At 60.7% G+C, this 2,750-nt stretch carries 3 protein-coding genes; all 3 read right to left on the bottom strand.

What is annotated here, in order from left to right; translation table 11 throughout:
* The coding region (locus SE92_RS31770) for a methylmalonyl-CoA mutase family protein (protein ID WP_502686801.1) at positions 1 to 617 on the bottom strand (617 nt) is incomplete at its 3' end.
* Between the two features lie 34 nt (positions 618 to 651).
* Positions 652 to 2,532: a methylmalonyl-CoA mutase family protein gene (locus tag SE92_RS31765; protein ID WP_063202423.1), complete on the bottom strand. Its 1,881-nt coding sequence runs from the start codon at positions 2,530 to 2,532 to the stop codon at positions 652 to 654.
* 113 nt (positions 2,533 to 2,645) lie between these two features.
* Positions 2,646 to 2,750: biotin/lipoyl-containing protein (locus SE92_RS37420; RefSeq protein WP_283806820.1), on the bottom strand; the 105-nt coding region annotated here is incomplete at its 5' end.

Genomic DNA, 2,750 nt, shown 5'->3' with positions numbered 1-2,750 from the left:
GAGGGCGCGGGCGGATAGATATAGGTGTTGCGCACCATGAACTCTTTCAGAATATCGTTCTGAATGGTGCCCGACAGCTTCTCCGGCGGCACGCCCTGTTCCTCGGCGGCGGCGACATAGAGCGCGAGGATCGGCAGCACCGCGCCGTTCATGGTCATGGACACGCTCATCTGGTCGAGCGGAATGCCCGCAAATAGCGTGCGCATGTCGTAGATGGAGTCGATCGCGACCCCGGCCATGCCGACGTCGCCGCCGACGCGCGGATGGTCGCTGTCATAGCCGCGATGGGTGGCAAGGTCGAAGGCGACCGAGAGGCCCTTTTGTCCCGCAGCGAGATTGCGCCGATAGAACGCGTTGGAATCCTCCGCCGTGGAGAACCCGGCATATTGCCTGACGGTCCAGGGCTGGTTGACATACATGGTGGGGTAGGGCCCGCGCAGGTACGGCGCGATGCCTGGCCAGGTCTCAAGGAAATCGAGCCCGGCGAGATCTGCTTCTCCGTATGCTGACTTGACCGGAATGCCCTCCGGAGTCACCCACGGATCGACGGGAATAGAGGAAGCGACGACAGAGCACCTTTCGAAAGCAACATTTGCAAAATTCGGGATACCGCTGATGGATGACATTTGAGTGCTCGCGTTCGATTGGCAATTATCCAAAGGCAATCTTCGGGTTTTGGATCCAGTCATAAGCGGATTTTAGCGTTGCCAAGACGTCGCAACCGACGTGGATGAAGCTGCCGATGCCAGCCCGCCGAAACGCGGCCTCGAATTGAGAGGGAGGTCCCGCCAAATAGATGTGCCTAGCACCGACTTGCCGAAGCGCTTGGGCGGAGATTTCGGCGCGCTCCGCATAGATCTTATCACTGGAGCAAAGGCAGGCGAGTTCGGCACCAGAGCTCGTGAATGCAAGGGCAAGCTCGGCTGGATCGGCGATGCCTGCGCCGTCGATAGCCTCAATTCCTCCGGCTTCGAAGAAGCTCTTCGCGAAGGTCGCGCGGGCCGTAAAGTCGTTCGGCGTGCCCAGACAAGCAAGAAACACTCGTGGCCGCACGCCGCGCAGCTTCAGTATCGCATCGGACCTGTCGCGGAGCGATTCGAATGGTTCCGCAAGCCGGATCGGCGGCAGTGCATCGAACACGAATCTCTGGTCAACGTTAGGCGGAAGAGCCATCGGTGCTATGTTCAGTACCGCCGCTGCGCCTTCGCCAAGGTTTGCGAACTCGCTCACTCCGGTCAGCGGGCCGCGGCGCTTCGCGAGATTGGCACCGCGCGCTCTGCGCGTAGCTGTGATCTTCGCCTGAAGCGCTCCCTGCTGGAGAGCGGCAAAGATGCCGCCCGCATTTTCAGTCTCTTGAAAACTCTTCCAGGCCGCGTCGCAAAGCTCCGTTGTTAGCGCCTCAATGCCGCCAGCACCTGCGGCAGGATCGCTAACCTTGGCAAGATTGCTTTCCTCCAGCAGCAGAAGCTGCGTGTTGCGGGCCACGCGCCGGGCAAACGAGTCTGGAAGGCCCAGCGCCAACGTGTGCGGCAGAACCGTGATCGCATCGGCACCGGCGATTCCCGCAGAGAATGTCGCCAAGGTAGCGCGCAACATGTTTACGTAGGGATCGCGCCGGGTCAACATACGCCAGGAGCTGTCGGCCGCGATGAACAGCGGCTTTGGCGCGAGGCCGCACGCCGATTCGATGCGCGCCCAGAGGAGTCGCAACGCGCGGAATTTGGCCATAGTCAAAAACTGGTCGGCGTCAGCAGCGAGTCGCGCATAGATCATACTTCGCGCTTGATCCAGCGGAATGCGCGCCGCCTCCATGGCGTGCAGATATGCCACGCCGCAGGCAAGCACGAAGGCAAGCTCCTGCACTTCTGAGCCGCCGGCATCATGAACGATACGCCCATCGCTCGCGGCAAACGGCCCCTTGAATCCCAGCGTTAAAAGCTCTTCTATCGTGCCGGCAACAGTTCGCGCGATTTCGTCCCAAGTGTATGGACTGCGTCCGCGGAGGGCGCACGCGCCCAGCGGATCGAGCCCAAATCGAATGTCGCAGATGGCGGGATCGAGGCCGACCGACTTGACATATTCCGCGACATGGATAGCGGTCTTACGCTCGTGTGTACCAATCTGAAGTTCAATCCCAATGCCGGCATCAAGGTGGACGTCTTTTAAAGCTGCGGCGACGGCGCCCGCCGTTTGATCCAGGCCGAACCCGCGGCTGCAGTTGGCCCCGGCAAAGACCAGTGCCAGGCCCGTCGCTCCATTCTCTATATCCTGAAGGGCCTGCCTGTTGGCCGTCACCGCATCCGGATGATCGATGCGCTGCATGATCTGCCAATGCGCAGCGGGTGCCCTCCCCTCGACCGGTGCAATGTCTTTCGCACGAAGGTAAATCGGCTCGATTCTCAAGCCGTCGTACGTCTTTCCAATCAGCTTTTCGAACGGCGCTCCCTTTAGCACGCCGTCAACCAGCGTGCGCCAGCCCTCGCGTGAGGCAGGCGCAAAGCCCGATGCCAATGCGAACCGTTCGGTATTCATCAGCCCCACTTGGTCCCGAGTGACGCCGAACTGCGCAGCATCACTTCTATCTGTAAGTAACCGGAATTCCTGCAGACAAGCTGCCTATCTCAAGTCGCGAGCTCTTGCAGTATTCAAGAAAACTCCAAAATCAGTGCGTCGACCGCGAGCGTCGCGCCGGCGCTGGCGTGGACTTTCTTCACGGTGCCGTCCTGCTCGGCGCGCAGCACGTTCTGCAT

The organism is Bradyrhizobium sp. AT1 (assembly GCF_001590795.1).
GTDB lineage: Bacteria > Pseudomonadota > Alphaproteobacteria > Rhizobiales > Xanthobacteraceae > Bradyrhizobium.
The sequence above is the reverse complement of the archived record's forward strand: the minus strand, read 5'-3'. Positions and strand labels throughout refer to the sequence as shown.